Annotated in this window: 21 protein-coding genes; 10 read left to right on the forward strand and 11 right to left on the reverse strand. The window is 68.6% G+C overall.

Going from position 1 to position 25,278, the window contains the following annotated elements:
• Positions 1-55: 55 nt before the first annotated feature.
• The 3 genes from FBZ87_RS10690 to araD1 all read right to left on the reverse strand — a co-directional run bounded on the left by FBZ87_RS10690 (position 56) and on the right by araD1 (position 6,074).
• Complete coding sequence (locus FBZ87_RS10690; RefSeq protein WP_145610293.1) at positions 56-1,471, reverse strand: amino acid permease; 1,416 nt, start codon at positions 1,469-1,471, stop codon at positions 56-58.
• Between the two features lie 249 nt (positions 1,472-1,720).
• Positions 1,721-4,660, reverse strand: coding sequence for a TonB-dependent receptor domain-containing protein (locus FBZ87_RS10695; RefSeq protein ID WP_246134340.1), 2,940 nt, complete (start codon positions 4,658-4,660; stop codon positions 1,721-1,723).
• A 418-nt stretch (positions 4,661-5,078) separates the two neighbouring features.
• Positions 5,079-6,074, reverse strand: a complete 996-nt coding sequence (gene araD1 / locus FBZ87_RS10700) for an AraD1 family protein (protein WP_145610295.1) — start codon at positions 6,072-6,074, stop codon at positions 5,079-5,081.
• A 336-nt stretch (positions 6,075-6,410) separates the two neighbouring features.
• On the opposite strand from araD1, the gene ytfQ reads away from it, so the two are divergent.
• The 6 genes from ytfQ to FBZ87_RS10730 are packed head-to-tail and all read left to right on the forward strand — an operon-like array spanning position 6,411 to position 13,585.
• Positions 6,411-7,364 (forward strand): galactofuranose ABC transporter, galactofuranose-binding protein YtfQ, encoded by a 954-nt coding sequence (gene ytfQ, locus FBZ87_RS10705; protein ID WP_145610296.1) that lies wholly within the window; start codon positions 6,411-6,413, stop codon positions 7,362-7,364.
• Positions 7,364-8,896 (forward strand): sugar ABC transporter ATP-binding protein, encoded by a 1,533-nt coding sequence (locus tag FBZ87_RS10710; protein ID WP_145610297.1) that lies wholly within the window; start codon positions 7,364-7,366, stop codon positions 8,894-8,896. The genes ytfQ and FBZ87_RS10710 overlap by 1 nt, the downstream gene beginning before the upstream one ends.
• Positions 8,893-9,906, forward strand: coding sequence for an ABC transporter permease (locus FBZ87_RS10715; protein ID WP_145610298.1), 1,014 nt, complete (start codon positions 8,893-8,895; stop codon positions 9,904-9,906). The genes FBZ87_RS10710 and FBZ87_RS10715 overlap by 4 nt, the downstream gene beginning before the upstream one ends.
• Positions 9,906-10,976, forward strand: coding sequence for a galactofuranose ABC transporter, permease protein YjfF (gene yjfF, locus FBZ87_RS10720; protein WP_246134360.1), 1,071 nt, complete (start codon positions 9,906-9,908; stop codon positions 10,974-10,976). Before FBZ87_RS10715 ends, yjfF begins: the two co-directional genes overlap by 1 nt.
• A 9-nt stretch (positions 10,977-10,985) precedes the next feature.
• Complete coding sequence (locus FBZ87_RS10725; protein ID WP_145610299.1) at positions 10,986-11,720, forward strand: FadR/GntR family transcriptional regulator; 735 nt, start codon at positions 10,986-10,988, stop codon at positions 11,718-11,720.
• 56 nt (positions 11,721-11,776) lie between these two features.
• A complete protein-coding gene (locus FBZ87_RS10730; RefSeq protein WP_145610300.1) occupies positions 11,777-13,585 on the forward strand; it encodes an IlvD/Edd family dehydratase in 1,809 nt (602 codons plus the stop codon).
• A gap of 308 nt (positions 13,586-13,893) precedes the next feature.
• Here the strand turns inward: FBZ87_RS10730 and FBZ87_RS10735 are convergent, their stop codons facing one another.
• From FBZ87_RS10735 to FBZ87_RS10745, 3 genes are all read right to left on the reverse strand, one after another.
• Positions 13,894-14,388, reverse strand: a complete 495-nt coding sequence (locus FBZ87_RS10735; protein WP_145610301.1) for a YybH family protein — start codon at positions 14,386-14,388, stop codon at positions 13,894-13,896.
• Positions 14,389-14,809: 421 nt separating this feature from the next.
• Positions 14,810-15,736: a Gfo/Idh/MocA family protein gene (locus FBZ87_RS10740; protein WP_145610302.1), complete on the reverse strand. Its 927-nt coding sequence runs from the start codon at positions 15,734-15,736 to the stop codon at positions 14,810-14,812.
• Positions 15,737-15,807: 71 nt separating this feature from the next.
• Positions 15,808-17,385 (reverse strand): aldehyde dehydrogenase (NADP(+)), encoded by a 1,578-nt coding sequence (locus FBZ87_RS10745; protein WP_145610303.1) that lies wholly within the window; start codon positions 17,383-17,385, stop codon positions 15,808-15,810.
• A 311-nt stretch (positions 17,386-17,696) separates the two neighbouring features.
• Between FBZ87_RS10745 and FBZ87_RS10750 the strand changes: the two genes are divergently transcribed.
• From FBZ87_RS10750 to FBZ87_RS10765, 4 genes are read left to right on the forward strand one after another with little or no spacing between them, the layout of a single operon-like run.
• Positions 17,697-18,446 (forward strand): hypothetical protein, encoded by a 750-nt coding sequence (locus tag FBZ87_RS10750; RefSeq protein WP_145610304.1) that lies wholly within the window; start codon positions 17,697-17,699, stop codon positions 18,444-18,446.
• Between the two features lie 15 nt (positions 18,447-18,461).
• Entirely contained in the window at positions 18,462-18,800 is a 339-nt protein-coding gene (locus FBZ87_RS10755) for a PadR family transcriptional regulator (protein ID WP_145610305.1), read from the forward strand.
• A complete protein-coding gene (locus FBZ87_RS10760; protein ID WP_145610306.1) occupies positions 18,793-19,536 on the forward strand; it encodes a permease prefix domain 1-containing protein in 744 nt (247 codons plus the stop codon). Before FBZ87_RS10755 ends, FBZ87_RS10760 begins: the two co-directional genes overlap by 8 nt.
• A 29-nt stretch (positions 19,537-19,565) precedes the next feature.
• Entirely contained in the window at positions 19,566-19,943 is a 378-nt protein-coding gene (locus FBZ87_RS10765) for a hypothetical protein (RefSeq protein WP_145610307.1), read from the forward strand.
• Between the two features lie 3 nt (positions 19,944-19,946).
• Here FBZ87_RS10765 and FBZ87_RS10770 read toward each other — a convergent pair whose 3' ends face one another.
• The 5 genes from FBZ87_RS10770 to FBZ87_RS10790 are packed head-to-tail and all read right to left on the reverse strand — an operon-like array spanning position 19,947 to position 25,278.
• On the reverse strand, positions 19,947-20,714 hold the full coding sequence (locus tag FBZ87_RS10770) for a prepilin peptidase (RefSeq protein WP_186454694.1): 768 nt from the start codon (positions 20,712-20,714) through the stop codon (positions 19,947-19,949).
• On the reverse strand, positions 20,714-21,559 hold the full coding sequence (locus FBZ87_RS10775; RefSeq protein ID WP_145610309.1) for a hypothetical protein: 846 nt from the start codon (positions 21,557-21,559) through the stop codon (positions 20,714-20,716). The genes FBZ87_RS10770 and FBZ87_RS10775 overlap by 1 nt, the downstream gene beginning before the upstream one ends.
• A 23-nt stretch (positions 21,560-21,582) precedes the next feature.
• Entirely contained in the window at positions 21,583-23,889 is a 2,307-nt protein-coding gene (gene gspD, locus FBZ87_RS10780) for a type II secretion system secretin GspD (RefSeq protein WP_145610310.1), read from the reverse strand.
• Complete coding sequence (locus FBZ87_RS10785) at positions 23,886-24,686, reverse strand: hypothetical protein (protein WP_145610311.1); 801 nt, start codon at positions 24,684-24,686, stop codon at positions 23,886-23,888. Before FBZ87_RS10785 ends, gspD begins: the two co-directional genes overlap by 4 nt.
• On the reverse strand, positions 24,664-25,278 hold the full coding sequence (locus FBZ87_RS10790) for a GspMb/PilO family protein (protein WP_145610312.1): 615 nt from the start codon (positions 25,276-25,278) through the stop codon (positions 24,664-24,666). The genes FBZ87_RS10785 and FBZ87_RS10790 overlap by 23 nt, the downstream gene beginning before the upstream one ends.

Here is a 25,278-nt window from a genome sequence, read left to right on the forward strand (position 1 = left end):
AAGAAAAGGCCGCCGCCCGGGGGGTTGGCGGCCTTTTCGTTTACGGGTCAGCGCCTTACACAGTCTTGTTCAGCAGGCTGGCCCGGCGGCTGTAGCCCAGGTAGATCACCAGGCCGATCACGTGCCAGATGGCGAAGTTGCGCAGCGTGGTGCCGGGCAGGGAGTAGAGGAAGTAGAGGCAGCCGATGACCGCCAGCGGGGCCACCACCCAGACGGCGGGGCAGCGGAACAGGCGCGGCATGTCCGGCTTGGTCACGCGCAGGACCATGACGCAGACCGAGACGGAGATGAAGGCCGCCAGCGTTCCGGCATTCGACAGCTCCGCGATGGTAGCGAGCGGCAGGAAGCCGCCGAACAGGGCCACGAACAGACCGACCAGCAGGGTCACCTTGACGGGCGAGCGGCGGTCGGCGCCCAGGTCGCTGAGGCCGCGCGGCAGCAGGCCGTCACGCGACATCACGAAGAACACGCGGGTCTGGCCGAACATCATCACCAGGATGACGCTGGGCAGGGCCACGATGGCGGCGGCCCCGATGGCCCAGGCCGCACCCGGATGGCCCAGGCTGCGCAGGATGAAGGCCAGCGGCTCGCCACTGGCGGCGAATTCGGCGAAGGGCCAGGCGCCCACGGCGCAGGCGGCCACGATCATATAGATGATGGTGGAGATGACCATGGACCCCAGGATGCCGATGGTCAGGTCACGACCAGGGTTCTTCACCTCTTCCGCCGAGGTCGACACGGCGTCGAAGCCGAAGAAGGCGAAGAAAACGATGGCCGCCGCCGCCATCACGCCACGCACGTGGCCGGCGTCGTCCATGTGGGAGACGAAGCCATAGGGCATGAACGGGGTGAAGTTCTCCGGCACCAGGCTGAACACCGTCAGGCCGACGAACACCGCCAGGGCGATGATCTTGATGGCGACCAGGGCGATGTTGACCGTGGCGCTTTCCTTCGCACCCTTTGCCAGCAGCGCCGTGACCAGCGCGGTGATGACGATGGCCGGCAGGTTGACGATACCGCCGGCATAAGGTCCCGCGATGAGTTCCTTGGGCAAATGGATGCCCATGCTTTCCAGCAGACCGACCATATAGCCGGACCAGCCCACCGCCACGGCGCTGCAGGTGACGGCATACTCCAGCACCAGGGACCAGCCGATGATCCAGGCCAACCCCTCGCCCAGTACCGAGTAGGTGTAGGTGTAGGCGCTGCCGGCCGCCGGCATCATGGTGGCCATTTCGGCGTAGGTAAGGGCCGCGAAGGCGCAGAGGATGCCGCAGGCGGCGAAGGCCAGGATGACGGCGGGGCCGGCGCGCTCGGCACCGATGCCGGTCAGGGTATAGATGCCCGTGCCGATGATGCCGCCGATGCCCAGGGCCACCAGGTGCGGCCAGCTCAAGGTCTTGCGCAACTGCCGGCTTTGGTCCACGTGCGCCAAAGCGTCCAACGCCTTACGGCGCGTCCAGAACGTCATAAAGCAGTCCCCATCTAGAACGTGTTTTAGCCCCCGCCGCCGACCTTTTCCCTGAGGGGCCCCGCCCCCTTGCCCTGGGGCGACGCATGTCGGCTGAAAGCTGTTTGGACACCGATCAGCGCGGGCGTCAACACCTTAACTGCCCTAGCCGTTTCAAACGACATTTTGTGGCGCGGAAGGCCCGCTTTCCAACAAAAAACCCCGCCCGGGACCACCCGGGCGGGGATATATGCGTTCCAGGCCCAGGCCTTAGAACTCCACCGTCGCACCGACGAAGATGGTGCGGCCCAGCGGGTCGTAGACACCCGGATAGGTGTTGCCGTTGCCGAAGCTGCTGAGCAGGCTGGAGGCAATGGCCGGCGGGTCGCGATCGAGGATGTTGTTCACACCCGCGCGCAGCGACAGGTAGTCGGTCATCTTGTAGGTCATCGCCAGGTCGAAGTAGCTGTACGACGGCAGCTTGGCGTTGATGCCGACAAAGTCGGAGGCCAGGAAGTCGTTGGCCGTGTTGCTGGACAGCGACGTCGGGCCGATGAAGCGCCAGTTCACGGACACCGTGGCCGGGACCCACGGGCTGGACCAGGTGGTGCGCAACTGGTGGCGCCACCGCGGGTTGGGCTGGCCGCAGGTCGGCCCGAACAGGCCGGTGCAGTCATAGGTGCCCAGGCTGGGCAGCGGCTGGGTCTCACGGGTCAGCAACACGCTGCCCGTCAGGTTGAAGTCCAGGTCGCCCCAGTTACGGTTGACGACGTCTTCCAAGGCCAGCTTGTAGGACACGTCGATGTCGACACCCGAGGTCTGCAGGTGACCGGTGTTCTGGTTGCCGGCGATGATGTAGCCGTCGGTGCCGAACAGCACGCCCGAGCCCTTGGCGCGGTGGAACAGGCCGCAGAAGTACGGATTGGCGGTCTGGACGCACTGGTTGATGACCGTCTGGGCGTCCAGCGCCGAGATGTAGCCGTCAACCTTGATGGTGTAGTAGTCCAGCGTGGCGGAGAAGTTGGGAATGAAGGTCGGGGTCAGCACCACGCCGGCGGTGAAGGTGTCCGCCGTTTCCGGCTTCAGCGCGCTGTTGCCGCCGCCCTGGGTGACGCAGACGGCCGAGGGGCAGTCGGCGATGTGGCCGTACTGGGCCGAGGTGACGCCGGTCAGGGCGCACTGGGCCGCCGAGGCCGTCGGGCTGGAGCCGGAGCAGGGATCCACCGCCGCGACGTTGCCCAGCGTGGTCGGCGCGAACAGTTCGGAGATGCTGGCGGCACGGACGGCGCGGTTGTAGCTGCCCCGGAAGCGGACGTCGCTGACCGGGGCGTACTGCAGCTCGAACTTGTAGGTGCTGACGCCGCCGTCCAGGTAGTCGTACTTGGAGTAGCGGTAGCCGGTGTTGAACAGCAGTTCCTCGACCAGGGGCTTGTCCTGGATGATGGGGAACTGCAGTTCGCCGTAGCCTTCATCCACGCTGATGCTGCCGTGGGACGGCAGGGTACCGTTGGCCTGGGCCACCTGATCCGCCTCGAACAGCAGCGTTTCCTCGCGGTGTTCGAAGCCCAGGGCGATGGCCGCCCCCTTCTTGGCCCACGGGCTCTTGATCCCGTACTGCTCCAGGTCGCCGTTGATGGCCAGGCTGCCCACCTTTTCCGTCTGGGCGCCATGGGTATGGCTGGGGGAATAGAGGTAGTTGTAACCGGCCTGGCTGATACCGTTGTACTGGAAGACGTTGATGGGCACGCAGGTCGGATCGGTGCCGTCGATCACCGACTTGCAGGTGGGCACGCCGTTCACGTTGACGACCTCCAGGGCGCGCTGCGCCTTGGTGTTGTCGACGTTGTTCATGTAGGTCTCGTTCAGGATGGCCTTGGACCACAGGAAGTTGGCGTCGTAGCTCCAGCCGTCCCACACCTCGCCGCGGAAGCCGCCGGTGAAGCGGTAATCGATATGGCGCAGGTCGTCACGGCGCGGCTGGCTGCCGGGGCCGGTCAGACGGTAACCGATAAAGGTCTGCGCATCGGTGTTGGTGCCGGCGTCGGCGCCGCACAGCGTGGACGCCTGGGCCGACGACATCAGCGGGTTGTTGCAGTTGATGTTGAACGTCGTGCCCTGGAACAGCGCGGACGGTGCCGCCTGCGAGAAGCTGTGGTCGTTCATGTACATGAAGTTGCCGTAGGCTTCGATTTCCTTGGCAAATTCATAGTGGGCGGCCAGGCCGCCGGTCTCGCGCTTGTCGGTGCGCTGGATGTAGTTGGTAGGCGTGTAGTTGTAGGCGAAGCTGCTGTTGTACGGCACCCAGGTCTTGCTGCCGTCCTTGGCGTTCACCAGGGTGGTGTTCGCGTTGGGGCCCGATAGCGGATAGAACAGGCCATAGGCGTTGTTGCTGGAGCCGCCGCAGATGAAGGTGTTGGCGTCCTTCAGGTTCAGGTCGCAGTTGGAATAGTCACGCTTATTCTGCGTCACCGGCATGGAATAGTGATAGCCGGCGAACAGCGTGACGTTGCCCTTCTTGCCGTCGAAGTTGGTGCCGGCGGCGACGCTGATGTCCTTCTTGATGCCGTCCCACACCTCGCTGGGCGCGGTGGTGAAGTTCTTGGCCTGGCTGAGGGACCGCAGGGCGGTGTTGCCGTTGTCGTGCTGCGCGATGCTGTACTGCACGTCGGCGCGCACGCCATCCAGGTTCTTGCGCAGGATGAAGTTCACGACACCCGACACGGCGTCGGAACCGTACACCGCCGAGGCGCCACCCGAGACCACATCCACCCGGTCCACCATCGCGGTGGGGATGAAGTTGATGTCGGCGGTTTCCGGCGGCAGCATGCGCTGGCCGTCGATCAGCACCAGGTTACGGTTGGAACCCAGGTTGCGCAGGTTGACGCGCGACGTGCCGTCGGCGCCGTTGGACACGTTATCGTTGGCGTCCGCCGTCACCTGCGGCAGACGGTTCAGGGCGTCCACCATATTGGTCGTGCCCTGATACTGCAGGTCCTGCGACCCCACCGTGGTCAGGGGGCTGGCCGTCGTCAGGTTCGCCTGCTTGATGCGCGAACCGGTGATGACGATTTCCTGCAGGTCATCGACGGACTGGGCCAGCGCCTGGCCACCCGCCATCAATGCCACCATGGCGGCCCCCGCCGCCAGGACCGACGCGCGGCCCGAGCGGAGCACCGACCCGGGGGCGGACTTCGCATGAATCTTTTGCATTCTTATCTCCCAGACCGCGCACCCCCGTTAGTGCGCGCTGAACAACCGTCCCGCAAATGCCACGGACCTGTCAAATATCTTATATCGTATATCGTATGATTTATTCGAAAGTGTGTCGCCGACGCATCAGCGGCGACCAAACTTTGGGCTACTTCAAATAGTTAACTCGCGTCGCGACAGACAGACGCCAAAAGCCGCCCTCCCCGGTGGGGAGGGCGGTTGCAAAGGTGTCGCCGTAAAAATCACCCATCCGGCTTAGGATGGGCACCGGTGCGCGGGCGTGGCGCTTATACGTGCGGCATTTGATCGTGACCGCTCAAATGCCCCCTCAGGCGCCGGGCGGCCACATCCGTGGCCTTGGCTCGATTTCCAGTCCGCCTTCGGCTCCCCAGAAATCTCCGGCACCCGCAGTCGCGGGCTACAGCGCCGTCACGGTCACCGCTTCCGCTTCCTTCACCGTCAGCGGGTTGCGCAGCGGCAGGCCGAAGGGTACAGCCTCCACCTCGAACCGGTCGCCCGGCCGAGTGGTGAAGCCGTCGCTGAACGACAGGGTGGCGGTGCCGAAATAGTGGACATGGGCATCGCCGGGGCGGCGGAAGCCGGCGTATTTGAAGTGGTGGTGTTCCAGGTTGGCCAGGCTGTGGCACATGTTGGCCTCACCCGACAGAAAGGGCTTCTCCCACGCCACCTGGCCGTCGCGGACGATACGCGTCGCCCCCCGGATGTCGGCCGGCAGCGGCCCCACCAGCAGTTCCGGCCCGAAGGAGCAGGGCCGCAGCTTGGAATGCGCCAGATAGAGATAGTTCTGCCGCTCCGTCACATGGTCGGAAAACTCGTTGCCCAGGGCGTAGCCCAGGCGGAAGGGCGTGCCGTCCGGCCCGATGACGTAGAGGCCCACGATCTCCGGCTCCTCCCCGCCGTCCAGGGCGAAGGCGGGGGAAGCCAGCGGCGCCTCGGGCGCCGTGACGATGCTGCCGTCCCCCTTGAAGAACCATTCCGGCTGTGCCCCCACCTGCCCGGCGGCCGGCTTGCCACCCTCCAGCCCCAGGCGGAACATGCGCATCGAATCGGTCTGCTTGGCGGGATCGGCCAGATCCTTGTGCATCTTGTCCCGGCCCTCCGCCGACCCAAGGTGGGTCAGGCCCGTGCCGGTGACCAGCAGGTGGGCGGTATCGGGATGGTCCAGCGGCGCCAGCAGGCGGCCCTCGGCCACCAGGGCGGCCAAGTCCACGGAACCGCCCACGCCCGCCGCCTCGACCGCCGCCGCCAAGGCCACGCCTGCGGCGATGGCCCGCTGCGCCAGCTCATAGACGCTGGCGACGCCCGGCACCGTGTGCGCCGGGCCATCATCGTGGCGGGCGGCGACGGCACGGGCGCCCGTGGCGTCGATATATTGGAGGAGACGCAGGACCATGGGTGTTTCCCTGACGATTGTTTTGCGTGACTGTGGTCCACCCTGCCGGGATGACGGCACCAGAGGGCTGGACGTGCTCATTTAATAATACTATTTCTGTCTAGTCCAAGCCTTTTCGGGGGCAAGCGACTTCGTCACAAGAGGGGCGACGTCCGGGAATGCAAAGGGGCTTGAGTAGCCCCCATAAATAATATCATATGACCCATAACAAACGCCCGCCATCTCCTGGAAAGGATAGTCGGCGGACGGCCCCGACGGGGTGAACATGAGACAGGGATGGATATGAAAACGCTGCTGGGAAGCCGGAAAATCTCTCGCCAGGGTCTGGCGCGTCGGATGCTGGGTATCGGAACGGCGGTGCTGCTGGGCAGCCTGGCGGCCGGATGCGACAGCGGCGACAAGAAGGGCCTGACGGTGGGCTTTTCCCAGATCGGGTCGGAATCCGGCTGGCGCGCCGCGGAGACCAAGCTGGCCCGCCAGGGGGCGGAGCAGCGGGGCATCACCCTGAAATTCTCCGACGCGCAGCAGCGCCAGGAAAACCAGATCAAGGCCGTGCGTTCCTTCATCGCGCAGGGCGTGGACGCCATCCTGCTGGCCCCCGTGGTCTCCAGCGGTTGGGATGAGGTGCTGGGCGAGGCCAAGGCCGCCAACATCCCCGTCATCCTGCTGGACCGGCAGATCGACACACCCAACGTCGACCTCTACCTGACGGCCGTCACCTCCGACACCATCGAGGAGGGGCGCGTGGCCGGCCGCTGGCTGGCGGGCAAGGTGCAGGGCCGCGATTGCCGCATCGTGGAAATCCAGGGCACGGTGGGCGCCAGCCTGGTGGCCAACCGCAAGAAGGGCTTCGAGGAGGCCATCGCGACCGCCCCCAACCTGCACCTGGTGCGCACCCAGTCGGGCGAGTTCACCCGCGCCAAGGGCAAGGAGGTCATGGAGGGCTTCCTGAAGGCCGAGGCGCCGGGCAGCATCTGCGCCGTCTATGCCCACAACGACGACATGATGATCGGCGCCATCCAGGCCATCAAGGAGGCGGGCCTGAAGCCGGGTACCGACATCCTGACCGTGTCCATCGACGGTGTGCCCGATATCTTCAAGGCCATGGCCGACGGCGATGCCAACGCCACGGTGGAACTGGCCCCGGACATGGCGCCGCGCGCCTACGACATCCTGCTGGCCTACCGCAAGGACCACGCCCCGCCGCCCAAGTGGGTGCAGACGCCGTCCAAGCTGTATGAGCCCGACACCGCCGCCGCCGAATACGCCCGTCGCAAGGATCTGTACTGATGGCGGTCACCCCACCCCCGGTGGTGCTGGCGGCCCGGGGCCTGACCCGGCAATACCCCGGCGTGCGCGCCCTGGACGGCGTGGACCTGACCCTGCGCGCGGGGGAAATCCATGCCCTGCTGGGGGAGAACGGCGCCGGCAAGTCCACCCTGATCAACCTGCTGACGGGGGCCCAGCCGCGTGACGGCGGCACCATCACCGTGGACGGCGTGGCGATCGACCCGGACGGGCCCGGCGGTGCGGTGAAGGCCGGCATCGCCGCCGTCTATCAGGAGATCACGCTGCTGCCCAACCTGTCGGTGGCGCAGAACCTGTACCTGGGACGGGAGCCCACGCGCTGGGGCCTGGTGCACCGGTCGCGCATGAATCGGGAAGGCGGCGCCTTGCTGCGCCGCTTCGGCCTGGCCATCGACGCCAGCCGGCCGCTGTCGGATTTCTCCACCGCCGTGCAACAGCTGATCGCCATCGCCCGCGCCGTCGACCTGTCGGCCAAGGTGCTGATCCTGGACGAGCCCACCGCCAGCCTGGACACGGCGGAGGTGCAGACCCTGTTCACCCTGCTGCGCGTCTTGCGCGACCAGGGCCTGGCCATCGTCTTCGTCACCCATTTCCTGGATCAGGTCTATGCCTTGACCGACCGCATCACCGTGCTGCGCAACGGCCGGTTGGTGGGGGAGCGGCGGACCGCCGACCTGCCCCGCCTGGACCTGGTGGCCATGATGCTGGGCAAGACACCCACGGCGGAAAGCCACCTGAGCCGCCGCCCGGCCGCGGCCATCCCCGCCGGCGCCCCGCTGGTGCGGGCGGAAGGCCTGGGCCGGCGCCGCTTGGTGGGGGCTTTCGACGCGGCGCTGCACGCTGGCGCCGTGCTGGGGGCCGCCGGGCTGCTGGGCTCCGGCCGCACGGAAACCGCCCTGTTGCTGTTCGGGGTGGAGACGGCCGACCAGGGCCAGCTGCTGGTCGACGGCAAGGCCGTCACCCTGCGCAGCCCGCGCGACGCCATCCGCCTGGGTTTCGGCTTTTGCCCGGAGGATCGCAAGCTGGACGGCATCGTCGCCGGCCTCAGCATCCGCGAGAACATCGTGCTGGCCCTGCAGGCCAAGCGCGGCTGGTGGCGACGGCTGTCCACGGCGCAACAGCATGAGTTGGCCGACCGCTACATCAAGCTGCTGGACATCCGCACGCCGGATGCGGAAAAGCCCATCCAGCTGCTGTCGGGCGGCAACCAGCAGAAGGCATTGCTGGCCCGCTGGCTGGCCACCGAACCCCGCCTGCTGATCCTGGATGAGCCCACGCGCGGCATCGACGTGGGCGCCCATGCCGAAATCGTGCGCCTGCTGGAGGACCTGCGGGACAGGGGCATGGCCCTCTACGTCATCTCGTCCGAGATCGAGGAAGTGGCCGCCTACTCCGACCGGGTGCTGGTCATGCGCGATCGCGCCCCCGCCGGCCTGCTGGAGGGGGACTCCATCACCCCCGCCGCCATCGTCAACGCCATCGCGGCGGACCATCACACCCAAGGTGCGGCATGAGCGCCTTTATTCTGATCCGCCTGAAAGCCGCGCGGCCACAGCTGGCGCTGCTGGTGCTGGCGCTGCTGGTCAATGTCTTCGTGGCACCGGGCTTCCTGGACTTGCGCCTGCAGGACGGGCGGCTGTTCGGCGGCCTGATCGACATCCTGAACCGGGGGGCGCCCGTCATGCTGCTGGCCGTGGGCATGGCCCCGGTCATCGCCACGCGCGGTATCGATCTGTCGGTGGGCGTCATCATGGCGATATCCGGCGCCGTCGCGGCGGCGGGCGTGAACGCCGGCCTCGCTTGGCCACTGGCCATCCTGGCGGCGCTGGCCACCGGCCTGGTCTGCGGCCTGTGGAACGGGCTGCTGGTCGCGGTGTTCCGCCTGCAGCCCATCGTCGCCACGCTGATCCTGATGGTGGCCGGACGCGGCATCGCCCAGCTGATCACCGAGGGCCGCATCCTGACCTTCACCGAGCCGCACCTGATCGCCGTGGCCGGCGCGACGCTGGCGGCGCTGCCCCTGCCGGTGGTGCTGGCCCTGGCCGCCGCGGGCCTTACCGGCCTGCTGGTGCGGACGACCGCGCTGGGGCTGTTCGTTGAGGCGGTGGGCACCAATCCGCGCTCAAGCCGCCTGGCCGGCGTCCATACCAGCCTGGTGCTGGGCGCCGTCTATGTCTGGTCCGGTCTGATGGCGGCGCTGGCCGGCCTGATCGCCACGGCCGACATCAAGGGGGCCGACGCCAACAACGCCGGCCTGTGGCTGGAGCTGGACGCCATCCTGGCCGTCGTCATCGGTGGCACCAGCCTGTATGGCGGGCGGTTCAGCATTGGCCGCTCCGTCCTGGGCGCCCTGGTCTTGCAGGCCATGCGTACCGCCATCCTGCGGGCGGGCCTGCCGCCGGAGTTGAACCTGGTGCTGATGGCGCTGGTGGTCGCCGCCGTGCTGACCCAGCAATCGCCCGCCTTCCGGCCGTTGGCCCAGTCCCTGCTGGCGCGCTTCAAGAATAAGGAGGCCCAGGCGTGATGGGCCGTTTCATGAACACCCGCACCCTGCCGCTGCTGGCGACGGTGGTGGTCTTCGTCCTGATCTATGCCGTCTGCGCCGCCCAATATCCGGCCATGCTGGGCCTGCGCGTCATGGGCAACCTGCTGACAGACAACGCCTTTCTGGGCATCCTGGCGGTCGGCATGACCGTGGTGGTGGTGGCCGGCGGCATCGACCTGTCGGTGGGCGCCGTCATGGGCTTGACCACGGTGGCGCTAGCCCGCCTGATCGAGGGCGCCGGCCTGCCCCCGGCGCTGGCCTTCGCCCTGGTGCTGGCGCTGGGTGGCCTGTTCGGCACCGGCGTGGGTGCCGCCATCCATTACCTGAAGGCGCCGGCCTTCATCGTCACCCTGACGGCCATGTTCCTCGCCCGGGGCTGCGCCCTGCTGATCAGCACCGATTCCATCCCCATCCACAACGCCGCCTACGACACCCTCGCAGCCGCAGCCCTGACCCTGCCCGGGGGCGGCCGGCTGACGCTGGTGGCCGGCATCATGCTGCTGACCTTCCTGGCCGGGGGTATCCTGCTGCACGGCACACGCTTCGGCGCGCGGGTGTTCGCGCTGGGCGGCAACGGCCATTTCGCCCAGTTGATGGGCATCAACACCGGGCGCACCACGATCCTGGTGCATGCCTTCTGCAGTCTGATGGCGGCGCTGGCCGGCATCGTCTTCTCCCTCTACACCCGGTCCGGCTATGCCCTGACGGGCACCGGGGTGGAGCTGGACGCCATCGCGGCGGTGGTCATCGGCGGCACGCTGCTGACCGGCGGCGTGGGTGGCGTGGCCGGCTCTTTCATCGGCGTGCTGATCCAGGGGCTGATCCTGACCTGGATCACCTTCGACGGCACGCTGTCCAGCTGGTGGACCAAAATCGCCATCGGGGCGCTGCTCTTCCTGTTCATCGCCGTACAACGCTTGATTTTGGTGGCCTCTGCCCGGTATGGCCGGTCGGGGGCAGGTCCCGCCGCGCCCAACACACCCAATCAGGCCACGTCGGCCCCCGCCTCCCGTCCCTCCTCCGGCGCCGCCGCGCCGTCCGCCAGCTGAGCCGCGCCCATGACCCTCTCGACCTGGTCATCGCCTGAACGCCCCCTGTCGCACCATGAACAGATCGTGCGTACCCTGGGCATGGAGATCCTGAGCGGCGCCCTGCCCGTGGGCGTGAACCTGCCGCCGGAGCCGGACCTGCTGGTCCGCTTCCAGATCTCGCGCACGGTGTTGCGGGAGGTGATGAAAACCCTGGCGGCCAAGGGGCTGGTCGTCTCCAAGACGCGGGTGGGCACCAAGGTGCAGGACCCGACGCATTGGAACTTCTTCGATGCCGACCTCTTGTCCTGGCGCGTGAGCTTGGGCCTGGACGACGCCATGCGCCGCCACCTTTATGAGATGCGCAGCGCGGTGGAGCCGCGGGCCGCCGCCCTGGCGGCCAAGCGCCGCACACCCGAACAGCTGGCCGACATGCGCCGCGCCGTCGCCCGCATGGCGGAGCCCGGACACAACCGCCGCAGCTTCGCGGAAGCGGACCTGGCCTTCCACGTCGCGGTCAGCGCCGCCTCAGGCAACCCCATGATGCGGTCGCTGGCGGCGGTGATCGAGGCGGCGCTGCTGGCCTCGTTCTCGCTCTCGTCCCCCGTGGATGAAACCGTCCTGCAGCAGGAGGTGGTCGACAGCCACGCCGCCATCGCCGACGCCATCGAGGCGGGCGACAGCGCGGCCGCCGCGCACGCCATGCTGGCCGTCATCGATTCCGGGTTCGGCCGGCTGGACCTGCCCGACCCCGACGCCGCCTGAAGTTCCCCCGCCTTCCCATTCAACGCCTTGACCGCATTCCTGAAGAAAGCCCTGCAATGACGTCGTCCGATCCTTCCAACGGCAAGCCCAAACTGCGGTCCCGCGCCTGGTTCGACAACCCCGACAACCCGGACATGACGGCGCTGTATCTCGAGCGCTACCTGAACTACGGCCTGACCCTGGATGAGCTGCAGTCGGGCATGCCCATCATCGGCATCGCCCAGACGGGGTCGGACCTCAGCCCCTGCAACCGTCACCACCTGGTGCTGGCCCAGCGCCTGCGCGAGGGCATCCGCCAAGCCGGCGGCATCGCCATCGAATTCCCCGTCCATCCCATCCAGGAAACCGGCAAGCGTCCCACGGCCGGCCTGGATCGCAACCTGGCCTACCTGGGCCTGGTGGAACTGCTGCACGGCTACCCGCTGGACGGCGTCGTGCTGACCATCGGCTGTGACAAGACCACGCCCGCCTGCCTGATGGCCGCCGCCACGGTCAACATCCCGGCCATCGCCCTGTCCGTCGGCCCCATGCTGAACGGCTGGCACAATGGCGAGCGCACCGGTTCCGGCACCATCGTGTGGAAGGCCCGCCAGATGCTGGCGGCTGGCGAGATCGACCAGCGCAAGTTCATCGAGCTGGTGGCCAGCTCCGCCCCCTCCACCGGTTATTGCAACACCATGGGCACGGCCACGACCATGAACAGCCTGGCCGAGGTGCTGGGCATGCAACTGCCGGGGTCGGCCGCCATCCCCGCCCCCTACCGCGAGCGCCAGCAGATCGCCTATGAGACGGGCAAGCGCATCGTGGAGATGGTGAACGAGGACCTGAAGCCGTCGGATATCATGACGCGCGAGGCCTTCCTGAACGCCATCGTGGTGAACTCCGCCATCGGCGGTTCCACCAACGCCCCCATCCATCTGGCGGCCATCGCCCGGCACATCGGCGTGGACCTGGAACTTCAGGATTGGCAGACCCATGGCCACAAGGTGCCGCTGCTGGTGAACCTGCAGCCGGCGGGCGAATACCTGGGTGAGGATTATCATCACGCCGGCGGCGTGCCGGCCGTGGTGGCGGAACTGATGAAACAGGGCCTGATCCACGAAGGCGCGCTGACCGCCAACGGCAAGACCATCGGCGACAATTGCCGCGATGCCGAGATCAAGCTGCCCGACGTCATCCGTCCCTTCGATCAGCCCTTGAAGAAGGATGCCGGGTTCCTGGTGCTGCGCGGCAACCTGTTCGACAACGCCATCATGAAGACCAGCGTGATCTCGGATGAGTTCCGCGACCGCTACCTGTCCAACCCCGACGACCCCGACGCCTTCGAGGGCCGGGCCGTGGTGTTCGACGGGCCGGAGGATTACCACCACCGCATCGACGACCCGGCCCTGGGCATCGACGCCCACACCCTGCTGTTCATGCGCGGCGCCGGCCCGGTGGGTTACCCGGGTGCCGCCGAGGTGGTGAACATGCGGCCGCCCGCCTACCTGATCAAGCAGGGCATCACCGCCCTGCCCTGCATCGGCGACGGCCGGCAGTCCGGCACCTCCGGCTCCCCCTCCATCCTGAACGCCTCGCCGGAGGCGGCGGCCGGCGGCACCATCGCCCTGCTGCGCACGGGCGACCGGGTGCGCATCGACCTCAAGGCCGGCACTGCCAACATCCTGATCAGCGACGCCGAACTGGCCGCCCGCCGCCAGGCGCTGGAGGCAGCCGGCGGCTACCAGTACCCGGCCAGCCAGACGCCGTGGCAGGAAATCCAGCGCGGCATGGTCGGCCAACTGGGCGACGGTGCCGTGCTGGAGCCGGCGGTGAAGTACCAGCGCGTGGCCCAGACCAACGGCATCCCGCGCGACAACCATTGAGGCGCGGACAGGAAAAGGCGGCGGCGCCCAAGGAAGCGCCGCCGCCTTTTCCTTTTCCCCAATGGGGATGACGAAGTCCGCGGATGCGGTTGTATTCCGCCGCGAGCCTCGGATTGAAGGACAGGTCTAGCAGCAGGCTGATGGCGACGCGATTGCCCTAACTGTCTTTGAACCTCCTGCGACGACAGCCGTGCGAGATGCTTGCGCAATGTTTCCGGATTGGCACTGCCGTTCTGTTCAGCGAGCGCAATCCCTTTATCAAAAGAGGCGATCACCTTTTTTGTTAAAGCCAGGAGCCGCTCATGAAATTACAGATTCTTCGGATCGTAGACCGTGAAAGTTTGCTCTAGAATTTTCCACACAGATGCTTCGCGCCGAAAGATGAAAAGGTAATCACCACTGAAGTGCATCACCGGCCCACCTTTTATTGGCAGTAATACTTCTTCGTATTGCCCACTATCGTAAGCGAGATCACCGGAGGCTTCGCAGACAAGGCTCTTCAGATGAATGTCAGGTGCAAATTTTTCCTGTAGGGCCGCGAAATTTTGGCGAATTTCCGTAAGACCGGCCCAGCGCTCATGCGAACTCGGCAGGAATATCGCATCTGACGAATACAACGCCAACACACTTTCCAGATTTTTATCGCTCCAATCTGATGCCCAGTCAGCGCTCAATATATTAGCACCTGCACAGTTCTCTTCAGCCATTGCGGCGGAATTTAGAGTCAATAATCCGCATATTACCACGATTCGTTTCGCGAACCCGCAAACTAGATTTGACAACTGTGCTGGCTGATTGCTCATGAGGCCCCGCTCTTCATGGCACCGCACTTGATCCTAGCGGCTAGCCGCTGGAGGGACGCCCTACCCGCCATGCATGAGGCTACGCCGTTGCTGCCGGCCTGTCACCAGTTCTGGGCAAAGTGTGGAACCCCCACATCGCCGGCGGGAGCTTATCGTCCGAAGTATGAGCGCTGGCGATCATTACGACCTTGAGCGAAGACGGCTGAAAAAGATCAGCGTCATAGGTCGGAAAGACCGTGCCATAGCTACCGACAGCACGACGGTTCTCGCATTCATCTGGATCGTAGATGTCATGGATATTCCCGACACCTTCCAGAAGTCGTGGATGGCTCCACCGTTCCCTCCAAGCGCTTTCACACCAATGAAAAGCCGGCGGGGGCGCTGCCGGCTTTCTCGGACCCTGGAACCGCAGCAGTCGGGCTTAGTCGTGGAACTCTTCCACCAGCACGCGGTGACCGCACAGGAAGGCATCGGCCACATGGCTGAGCGGGGCCAGGTCCACATCCACCTGGCGGTCGCGCACCAGGCGGCTGAACAGGGCGTAGAGGTTGGCGTATTCCGCCTCCGGTTCTTCCAGATGGGCGACGCCGTCGATGCTCATGGCGGCACCGCCACGGTTCAGCGCCAGGGTACCATCCGTGGTCTCCACCACGATGTCCCAGCTCTGGGGGCCGGTCTGGCGCCAGTCGAACTCCGCCCGCACCGGCACGCCGGACAGGTCCTGGAAGTCCAGCTGGGCCGCGATGGGGGCCTGGCGGTTGGCCGGGAATTCCAGCGTGGCGGCCTTCAGCACCAGGGCACGCGGCAGTATGTGGGTGATGATGGACAGGGCGTTGATGCCGGGATCAAACACGCCCAGGCCACCCGGCTGCCAGATCCACTCCTGGCCCGGGTGCCAATGGCGCACGTCTTCCTTCCACGACACCGACACCGATTTCAGCGTGCGGCCCGCCAGCCAGGCGCGGGCAGGTTCCACCGCCGGGGCGTACCGGGAATGCCAGGTGGCCAGCAGGGCCAGACCCTTTTCCTTGGCCAGGCCAACCAGGTCGTGCACCTCGGCCAGGGTGGCCCCCGGCGGCTTTTCCAGCAGCACATGGACGCCACGCTCCAGCGCGTGGCGGGCCAGGGCATGGCGGCCCTGCGGCGGGGTGCAGAGGGCGACGGCCTCGATCTCCGGCCGGGCGTCCAGCAGGGCGTCCAGGCTGCCGTAGCTGTCCACGCCGTCCAGCGTGGCATTGCGGCTGGCCACCGCCACCAGGTCATAATCCGAATTGGCGGCGATGACGGGCAGGTGCTGGTCGCGGGCGATCTTGCCCACGCCCACCAGGCCGATCTTGATCGGTGACATGCGCTCTTGAGCTCCCCTGATTTTTATAAAAAAGGGGCGGGCCGCGTTTCCGGCCCGCCCCCCGTGGCGACTTACTTGCCGGGCTGCACCACGCCGTCGACGCGGCGGTTCAGGCCCAGCGGATTACCATGCTTCACCGCCGCCGGCAGCAGCGCATCCGGCAGGTCCTGGTAGCAGACCGGGCGCAGGAAGCGGTCGATGGCCAGCGTGCCCACCGAGGTGGTGCGGGAGTCGGAGGTGGCCGGGTACGGGCCGCCGTGCACCATGGAATGGCAAACCTCGACACCCGTCGGCCAGGCGTTGGCCAGGATGCGGCCCACACGGCGTTCCAGCGTGGGCAGCAGGGTGGCGGCGGCGTCATAGTCCGCCTCATCCAGGTGCAGCGTGGCGGTCAGCTGGCCTTCCAGGCCTTCTAGCACCGCCTTCACCGCGTCGATGTCCGGGCAGCGGACGATGACGGAGGACGAGCCGAAGACCTCGTGCGCCAGGGCCGGGTCGGCCAGGAAGTCGGCCGCCGTCACGCTGAACAGCACGCCGGAGCAGGTGTTGCCCTCGCCCTCGGCCGCCTGGGCCAGGATGGTGGTGCTGGGGCTGTCGGCCAGGGCCTTCACGCCCTGCTTGTAGGCTTTGGCGATGCCGGGGGTCAGCATGACCAAGGGCGTGGTCTTGCCGATCGCCTCGGTGGCGGCGGCGATGAAACGCTCCAGGTCGGGGCTCTCGACGGCGATGATGAGGCCGGGGTTGGTGCAGAACTGGCCGGCACCCATGGTCAGGGAACCGACGAAAGCCTGGCCCAGGGCCTCGGCACGCGCCTTCAGGGCGGCGGGCATCAGCAGCACCGGGTTGATGCTGCTCATCTCCGCATAAACGGGGATGGGCTCCGGACGGCTCTGGGCAATGCGCACCAGGGCCAGACCGCCGGCGCGGGAGCCGGTGAAACCCACGGCCTTGATGCGCGGGTCGGCGACCAGGGCGCCGCCCAACTCGTTGGTGGTGCCGCTCAGCAGGCTGAACACGCCCTCGGGCAGGCCCAGTTCCTTGACGGCGGCGGCGATGGCCTCACCCACCATCTCGCTGGCGCCGGGGTGGGCGGGATGGCCCTTCACCACCACCGGGCAGCCGGCGGCCAGGGCCGAGGCGGTGTCGCCACCGGCCACGGAGAAGGCCAAGGGGAAGTTGCTGGCGCCGAACACGGCGACCGGGCCCACCGGGATGTGGCGCAGGCGCAGGTCGGCGCGGGGCAGCGGCTTGCGCTCCGGCATGGCCGGGTCCACGCGCACGCCCAGCCAATCACCCTGGCGCACCACGCTGGCGAACAGGCGCAGCTGACCCATGGTGCGGCCCCGCTCGCCTTCCAGGCGGGCGCGCGGCAGGCCGCTTTCCTGGCCGACACGCTCCAGCAGGGCGTCGCCCAGGGCCAGGATGTTGTCGGCGATCTTTTCCAGCAGGCTGGCCCGCACTTCCAGGCTGGTTTCACGGAAGGTGTCGAAGGCCTCCCAAGCCAGCGCGCAGGCCTGGGCCACATGGTCGGGGCCACCCTGAGCGAAGGCGGTGTCCAGAGCCCCGTTGGTGGCGGGATCGATGGCGGTGAAGGTGGCGTCGGTGGCGACGCGGGCACTGCCGATCAGCAGCTTACCGTGCAAAGACATCTGGTGTTCCTATCCCTCTGGTGGCCCCCCGACGGGTGGCCTGTTGCCGGGGCGCCGCCCCTTGTTAGCCAAATTTGTACGATAAATCCACACTTCCCCGGTGGACGTGCCTTTTAGCTGGGCCATTCGAGGGCGTGCGGCATCAACGGTCACGATCGGGAATGTAGGCCTGATACCGGTAACATGCAATGGCGGGGCAGCCATGGCGGATGGCTCTTGCCATACCTTGTGGCGCAAGGCATTATACCTCGCGCTGCAAGGTATTGACCGGCGCCTGGGTGCGCCGTCGCTCCTCGCCCCCGGAGACGCGCATGTCCGACCTGTTCCACGCCCTGCGTGAACGCCTGCTGACGGCCGGTGTCGCCCCCCGCCATGCGCACCGCTACGTCATGGAACTGCGGGAGCATGCGGCCGACCTGACGGCGGAGGAGATGGCCGCGGGCCTGCCCTTGCGGGAGGCGCAGGCGCTGGCGCTCAAGCGCCTGGGCGGGCAAGAGGTCTTGGCCCAGGCCCTGCTGCAGAGCGGTGAATTCCGATCCTGGAGCGCCCGCGCGCCGTGGGCGGTATATGGCGTCGCCCCGTTGCTGGGCGTCCTGGCCACCTATGGTCTAGCCTTGGGCGCCATCGTCGGCATCCTAGTGGCGCATCGCCCCGCCCCCGGCGCCCATCCGATACTGCCCCCTTGGTTCGGTGCCGCGACCATGACCCTGGGCTATCTGCACAACCTAGTGCTGCCGCTGCTGGTCGGCGGCGCCCTCGCCGTCATGGCCACCCGCCAGCGCATGCCGGCCCTGTGGCCCAGCGTGGCGCTGCTGATCGTCGGGATCGTCGGCGGCGCCGGTGTGGCGGAGGTGCAGTTGCCTAAGGTGCCGGATGGTTATGTCGAGCTGGTGATCGGCTGGTCCTTCATCTGCCCCTACGTGAACTTGAACACAGCACTGGGGCACATCGCCGCGATCCTGCTGCTGACCCTGGCGCCCTACCTGGCCTGGCACATCTGGCGCAAGGCCGTCCCCCAAAGCCCCGGCGGCCCGGAGCATGGCCACCTGATCGAGACCTGAGACAAGAGACGTCCCATGGCAGAGAACAATTCCAACTTCATGAGCGGCGTGCCCGAGCTGCTGATCCTGCGCCTGGTGCGGGAGAAGGAGATGTACGGCTATGAATTGGTCCAGGCCATCCGGGAGCGCAGCCGCGACGCCATCGCCCTGGGCGAGGGCGTGATCTATCCGGTGCTGCATGCGCTGGAACGCGACGGCGCCCTGTCCTCAAGCCGCAAGACGGTCAATGGCCGCAGCCGCGTCTATTACGCCCTGACCGCCGCCGGCGCCCAGCGCCTGGACGACCTGGCCGGCAACTGGTCGCGCCTGACCGGCGCCATCCAGTCCATTTTGGTCGGGGTGCAACATGCCTGAGATGTTCGGCCCCCTGCGCCACCGGCTGCTGACCGCCGGCATCGCCCCCCGCCATGCCCGCCGCTATGTCGCGGAACTGCGCGACCACGCCGCCGACCTGGCGGACGAGGAACTGGCCGCCGGCCTGGCGCCGGAGGAGGCGCACAGCCGCGCCCTGGCCCGCCTGGGCACGGCCGACGACCTAGTCCGCGCGATGGTGGCGCGCGGCGATTTCCGGTCCTGGGGCGCCCGGGCACCCTGGGCGGTCTACGGCCTGGGGTCGATGCTGGGCGTGGCGATGACATACGGGCTGGCCATCGCCGCCGTCGCCGCCATCGTGGAAACGCATCGCCCCACGCCGGACGCCCGGCCCGTGCTGCCCGACTGGTTCGACAGCGCCTTCGCCACCATCACCTATGTTCACGGCCTGGTCCTGCCCCTGGCCCTGGCGGCCGTCTTCGCCTGGATGGCCACCCGCCAGCGCATGGCGGCGCTGTGGCCCAGCGTCGCCATGCTGATCGTGGGCATCATCGGCGGCAGCGGCACCCTGGACTTCATCCGGCCCGCCGATCCGCACGGCATCATGGAACTGGAAATCCGCTTCGCCTTGGCCACGCCCTGGCCCGGCCTGAACGACTGCCTGCGCCACATCGCCATCAACCTGCTGCTGACCCTGGCGCCCTACATCGCCTGGCATTTCTGGCAGAAGGCGGTGGCGGAGTGCGGCGGTGACGACGACGCCTTGATACGAAGCTGAGATACCTAGCTGACCCAAGGGGGCTGATCATGACATTGCGATCGATCACAAGCGCGGGCTGGCTCGCGCTTGTGCTCGCGGCCGCCCTGTCGCCGGGCGCGGCCCGGGCGCAGAGCGGCGCCCCGGTGGCCGCCGGGCCGGCGACGAACCCGGGCCAAGACGCGACCATGGGCGAGGATATCATCGTCACCCCCAGCTTCCTGCCCTCGCCGGAAGAGGTGAAGGCCTTCCATGATGAGGAATACGGCCGGCTGAAAGGCATCTACGCCCCTGAGCCGCCGCCGGTCAGCCGGGGCGACCGCCTGACCCGCAACAACACCGCGAACACCGGCACCGTTGCGGGCGCCCAGTCCCTGAATTGCGCCAACGTGGGCGAATGCCGAGCCGCCTATACCGGCGACAAGTGACGATCACAGGCTGAAGCAGGCCAGCGCGTAGAAGGCCAGCGCGATGGCGGGACCGAAGGGCATTTCGGTCCACTCCCGCCCCTGATGCCGCCGGGCCAGCCACCAGATCGGATAGAACGCCAGGCCTAGGCCGGCGGAAAGAAGCACCAGCCAGGGCATGCCGGCCGGGCCGACCCACCAGGCGGCGGCCGCGAACAGCTTCACATCCCCCAGGCCCAGCGCCACCCGACGCAAGCGCCGGCTGAGAGCCCAGCGCACCGCCAGCAATGGCAGGGCGACGAGGACGGCCGCCGCCAGGCCCGGCAACGGCGCCACGGTCCAACCCGCCAGGCTGCACCCCAGGCCCAACAGGGCCGCCGCCAGGGTCAGGCCATCGGGCAGGATGCGGTGGCGCAGGTCGATGACGGCGCTGGCCAACAGCAGGGTGGCCAGCAGGCACAGGGCCGCCGTCTCCGGCCCCCAATCCAGGCGCGCCACCGCCACCATGAAGGCCAGCGCGACCAACGCCTCCCCCACCGGATAGGCCACCGGGATGGGGGCGCCGCAGCAGCGCGCCCGCCCCCCCAGCGCCAGCCAGGAGAAGACCGGCACCAGGGCCGAGGGCGCCAGCGGCGTGCCGCAGGCGGGACAGCGCGACCGTCCCGTCACCCAAGGCTCGTCGCGCGGCAGGCGCCAGGCCAGCGCCATGGCGAAGCTGCCGGCCACCAGGCCCAGCAGGGCGGCTGCCATGAGGGAGAGCGCCGTCCACAGGCTGTCGTCCGCCGCGCCCATCAGGGAACCCCGCCCCGGTCGGTCCCCAGACGATCCGTCACGGCGCAGGCGTCGCGGCCGGCCAGGACGGGGCGCTGCCATTCCAGCGTAAGCCAGGGAGACTCGGCCTCCGTGCCGGAACCGGCCGACTGCCGGCCCACGCCGCGATACAGCAGCACGCTGCGCCGTACCTGCGGCCGCCCCTCCTCCGCCACCGTCACCCGCACCATGCCGCCGGCGACCAGGCCCAGCGGCCCCTCGCCCCGCCCCTCCCCCGCCGCCGGCTTCGCGCCAGGGCGGCGCACCAGCGGCGCCAAGCCACGGAACGGGCCCCGGGCATAAACCGTGCCCCAGCGGCGAAGGCAGGCGGCGACGTCCGGATCCAGGCCCGGGATGGCATCCAGGTCCTCAAGCGACCAGAGGGCGCGCACGGGATCGATGGTCAGGTCCAGGCCGCTGGCGCCCGGGGGATCCATGCCGCGCCAGGCGGCGATGGCATCGGCCGCCTTCAGCGCCTGGCCTTCCGAAAAGCCCAGGGTGTGGATGGCCTGGGCCAGCGCCTTGCGCGACAGGCCGTTGAGGTCGATGCGGCCGGTTTCCGGCGCCACGATGACGGTCAGCGCCTGGCCGTCCAGCACCAGCCGCCGGGGCGGCGGGATGTCGGCATCCCCCCGCGCCAGCAGGGCGTCCAGCGCCACCCAGGTTGCGGCCGCCGCCCGCTGGTCCTGCCCCGCCGCGATGGAGGCGACGCGCGCCAGCTTGCGCGCCGACAGGCCATTGCCCATGACGACCAGGCCCACCGCCGTGGCCATGGCCAGCAGGAACAGGACCAGCAGCAGGGCATAGCCGTCCCTGCTGGAGCCCACTCCCCTAGGCCCGCCCCCGGCCATCATCGCCCCATGGGCGCCGCCGGCTCGTAGGACGGCGGCGTGGCCGGCAAGGGCATGGTCTGTACCGGCGGCGGCACCACGGCCGGCGGCGGTACCGGCGTGCCAACGGTGGCGCCGGCGAAGATTTCCAGGCGGCTCATGCTGGCGCGCAGGGCGTCCGTCACCTCGCGCGCCCGGGTGGCGTCGCGCACGATGACCGGGCGCAGGAAGACCAGCAGCTCGGTCCGGCCCTTGGTATGGCCGTCGGTGCCGAACAGCTTGCCCAGCACCGGGATGTCGCGAAGGTAGGGGATGCCGGCGCCGTTGCGGCTGGAGGTGTCGCTGATCAGGCCGCCCAGGGCCACCGTCTCCCCATCCTGCACGTTCACCACGCTGGTGATCTTGCGCTGCTGAATGGTGGGGCTGTCGATGCCGGACGTGGTGGTGTTGGTGACGGTGCTGACCTCCTGGTTCACGTCCAGCACCACGGCGCCGCTGCGGTTGATGCGCGGCGTCACTTCCAGGATCACGCCGGTGTCGTGATATTCGACGGAGTTCACCACGGCGCTGTCGCTGGTCAGCGTGCTGGTGGCCGACTGCACCACCACCGGTACCTCGTCCCCCACCTGCAGGCGCGCCGTCTCGTTGTTCAGCACCATCAGGCGGGGGGCCGACAGCACCTGCACGTCGGTGACGCTGGACAGGGCGTTCAGCACCACCCGGGTATTGGGGGTCAGGAAGGTGTAGTTGAAGTTGGGGTAGCTGGCCCCCACGGTGGCGCCGTTGGTGTTGGAAAAGCCCGCCGTGCTGCTGCCCCGGTCCAGGAACCACTGGACGCCGAAGTTCAGCTGGTCGTTCAGCGTCACCTCGGCGATCGTCGCCTCGATCAGCACCTGCTCGCGCGGCGCATCCAGGCGGGTCAGCACCTGTTCCAGCAGGGCGTACTGCGCGCCGGAGCCGAAGATCAGCAGGGCGTTGCGCCGCTCATCCGCCACGACGCGCACACCCTTCAGTTCCGACAGCCCGTCCTCTTCCCCCCCACCCTCGCCGCCACCGCTGGCCGGCAGGGTGGCCCCGCTGGCCACGGGGCTGGCCGGCGCGCTGGCGGCGGAACCGGAGGCGCCGGTGGCGGCACTGCCGCTGGGCGGGCTGGTGCTGGCGCCGGTGGACAGCCCGCCCCGGCTGGCGGTCATCGCCGTGGTCGTCGTCGTGGACCGGCCGCCGGCACGGCCCCGGCCCTGCTGCTCCGCCTGCTGCTGCTCGGCGCCGGCACGGCCCACCAACCGGTTCAGGGCGTTGGCCAACTCCACGGCGGATCCGTTCTGCACCTCATAGAAGTGCACCACCTTGCCGCCGTCGGGGCCGGGCCGGTCCAGCCGGTCGATCCAGGTGCCCACGGTGGGCAGCAACTCTGGCCGCTTGGCCACCACCAGCAGGGCGTTCAGCCGGTTGATGGGCACGAAGTCGATCATGCCCTGCAAGGGCCCCCCGTCCAGTTGCAGCACGCGGCGCAACTCCGCCTCCAGCCGGGCCGGCTCCACCGACTGCAGGGTGTGGAGGGAGAAGGACAGGCCGGCCAGCCAGTCGACATCGAAGCTGGCCACAAGCTGGGTGAAGGACTCGATCTCATGCGCCGTGCCGTTGACGATGAAGATGTTACGGCCGGCGTCCGCCAGCTGGATGAAGCCCTGGCGGGTCAGGGGGTGGACGATCTTGTCCAGTTCCGCCACCGAGACATGGCGGATAGGCACGATGGCGGTGCTGAAGCCCGCCGTGCGCTCCGCCGCCGAGGTGGTCTGCACCGGCGCCTGGCCGGCGGCGTCGGCCGCCGGCACTACCTGGTAGAAACCGTCGCCGCCGATGATGGCGAAGCCCTGGGTGCGCAGGGCCGCGTCCACCGCCGCCAGCGCCTGCCCCCGCACCAGCGGCCGGGTGGTGCGGATGGTCACCTGGCCCTGCACCTTGGGATCGATGGTGTAATTCAAGCCCAGCATGCCGCCCAGGACGGCGTCGAGCACGGAACGGACATCGGCGTTGACGAAGTTCATCTCCACCGGCTCACCCGCGTCCGCGCCGGCCGGGGTCACGCCCGAAACCGGCCGGGTCTGGCGCACCAGCTGCCCGGTGCCGGTCACGGTCTGCGCCGGCACGCGCGGCGGCGGGGCATTGGGGCCGATGACGCTGCTGACCGGGGCGGTGGCCGCGGGCGGCGAGGACGGCAAGGGCGTGCCTGGCCCGCGCGTCACGGTGGTTTCCGAACAGCCGAACAAGGCCAGGCACGCGGCGAGCAGCAGGCGGGGCGGAGCACTGGGTCGGACTGGGTTCATGGCTGCTGCCTGGGCGTACTGTCAGAAGGGGGCCGGGAGGGCGGATGGCTGGGCTGGGCATCCAGCTGCTGGGGATCGGGCGGCGGCGGATTGGCGGTGGGGCCGGTCGCCGGCGGCGGCGCCCCGGAAGGCTTGGCAGAGGGCGCCGTCGGCCCCGGCACCACACCGGATGGCGGCGGCGTGCCGGTGGCCGAGGTTGCACCGGGGGCGGAGGGCGCAGCGGGCAGAGATGCGCTCGGCGGACGCGCTCCTCCACCGGGAGCACTCGTAACAGGAGACGGTGCGGGCGCAGGCGTCGCCGCGGGCACGATGGGAACGCCCGCCGTGGGCGGCGGCGGCAGAACCAGGGGATAGTCGCGCACGGCCGCCCCCCGGCGCAGGCGCAGGGTGGCGCGGCCGATCGCCTCCACCGTCCAGCCCTGAAGGTCATCACCCAGGCGCACGCTGAATGGCTTTTGCGTCTTGCGGTCCAGGCCGGTGGCGGCCCCGCCCGCCGCGCCGGTAACGACGCCCGTCACCTGCAGGTCCGGCCCATCCGGCGCCACCGCCCCCCCTCCCTTCAGGGGGGGGCGCCGGTCGGGCGTGAACAGGGGGCGGCGCGCCGCCTCCCCCGGCTCGGCGGAGAGGCCCATGGCGGTCGGGCCGGCCAGTGCCGGAACCGCCGGCAGCGGTGCGCGCACACGCAACGGCTGGTCCGACGCATCGACGGCCACCGCCAGTGCCAGGCCGGCACCAATCGCCAGGCCGGCCGTCGCCAGCATCACCGCGGGCCGGTCAAGAGGCGGCCAGGTCGGCATAGACGTCGATCTCCAGCTCCAGGGTCACGGGGCGGTCTTCGCCCGGCACGGGGCCCGGCGCGGGGCCATGCGCGGCCCGGCCGAAACTGGGCCCGGCCGCCGCCGGTTCCGCCGCGTCGGCATGCACATGCACGGATCGCAGCAGCAGGCGGGGGCGCACGCCGTCCAGCGCCGCCACGGCGTTGGTCACGGCCACGGCGTCCCCCTCCGCCGCCACGGACAGGTGGATGCGGCGGTAGGCGCCGCGGCCCGCGTCCGATCGCGCCGTCAGGGTGCGGACGGTGACGCCGGCCTGCCGCAGGGCGCCGCGAATGTCACCTTCGGCATCGGCCTGCACCGCCGCCACGTCCGCGCCCCTGCGCAGCAGGGTGTGTGTCCCCAACGCCTGGTCGAACAGGGCCGCCCGGCGGCTGAGATCATCGCTCTGGGTCAGCAGGACGCGGGCGCTTTCCAACTGGTCCAGACGGGCGACGCGGCGGCTGGCCGCCTCCTGCACCCCATCCACCAGGGGCGCCAGGTAGAGGTAGGGGGGCAGCGCCAGCAGGCACAGGGCGATGGCCAGCACAAACACGGGGCGGGGGGCGGCGGCCAT

The sequence above is a fragment of the Nitrospirillum amazonense genome (genome assembly GCF_007828035.1).
Classification (GTDB): Bacteria; Pseudomonadota; Alphaproteobacteria; order Azospirillales; family Azospirillaceae; genus Nitrospirillum; species Nitrospirillum amazonense.